This window comes from Streptomyces sp. FH025 (assembly GCF_017427025.1).
Taxonomy (GTDB): Bacteria; Actinomycetota; Actinomycetes; order Streptomycetales; family Streptomycetaceae; genus Kitasatospora.
Window position 1 is genome coordinate 1 of sequence record NZ_JAFLNG010001198.1, and the last position, 1,158, is coordinate 1,158.

1 protein-coding gene is annotated in these 1,158 nt (G+C 76.5%); it reads left to right on the forward strand.

Annotated elements, in window-relative coordinates:
* Nucleotides 1-154: 154 nt before the first annotated feature.
* Nucleotides 155-1,158 (forward strand): glutamate synthase subunit beta (locus tag J0670_RS38390; RefSeq protein ID WP_207817395.1); only part of this gene is annotated, 1,004 nt, incomplete at its 3' end.

A 1,158-nucleotide genomic window follows, 5' to 3' on the forward strand; every position in this document is an offset into this window, starting at 1 on the left:
TCGCACCGCTTCCCGTACCGCTTCCCGTACTGCTTCCCGTGCCGCTGATCGCACCGCTTTCGCGTGCCGCTTCGTGGGCGTACGGTGGCCACACGGTGGTGCGCCTGCCGGGTGGGCCGCCGGTCCGTGTCGGTACGCCCCGCCGGAGGCCGCGATGGCAGACCGGATGGCTTTCCTCACCACCCCGCGCGCCGAGCGGGCGCGGCGGGACGCACGGGAGCGGCTCGGGGACTGGCAGGAGGTGTACCGGCCCGGGGAACTGCTGCCGCTGGTGGGCGGGCAGGCCGGGCGGTGCATGGACTGCGGGCTGCCGTTCTGCCACAGCGCCTGCCCGTTGGGGAACCTGGTGCCGGAATGGAACCGGCTGGTGGCGGACGAGGACTGGCGGGCCGCCGCCGCCCGGCTGCTGGCCACGAACAACTTCCCGGAGTTCACCGGGCGGCTCTGCCCCGCGCCGTGCGAGAGCGCCTGCGTGCTGGCCATCGACGGCGCTGCGGTGACCATCAAGAACGTCGAGCTGGCGATCGCGGACCGGGCCTGGGATGAGGGCTGGGACCGGCCGCAGCCGCCCGACCGCTGGGGCCCCGCCCGGCGGGTCGCGGTCATCGGCTCCGGCCCGGCAGGGCTGGCCGCCGCCCAGCAGCTCACCCGGGTCGGGCACGCCACCACGGTGTACGAGCGGGCCGACCGCCCGGGCGGGCTGCTGCGCTACGGGATACCGCCGTTCCGGCTGGAGAAGCACCGGCTGGACCGGCGGCTCGACCAGCTGCGGGCCGAGGGCACGGCCTTCCACACCGGGGTGCGGGTCGGGCGGGACGTCACGGGCGAGGAGTTGCGGGCCGGGTACGACGCGGTGGTGGTCGCGGTCGGGGCGACCGCCTGCCGGGAGCTGGCCGTGCCCGGGCGTGGGCTGCCCGGGGTGCACCCGGCGATGGAGTACCTGACCTGGGCGAACCGGGTGGACGAGGGGGACTGCGCGGCCTCGCCGCTGTCCGCCGAGGGGCGGCAGGTGGTGATCGTCGGAGGCGGGGACACCGCGGCCGACTGCCTGGGGACGGCGCTGCGCCAGCGCGCGGCCTCGGTCACCCAGCTGGACATCAACCCCCGGCCGCCGGAGCGGCGGGCGCCGGGGCAGCCGTGGCCGGTGCATCCCAAGGT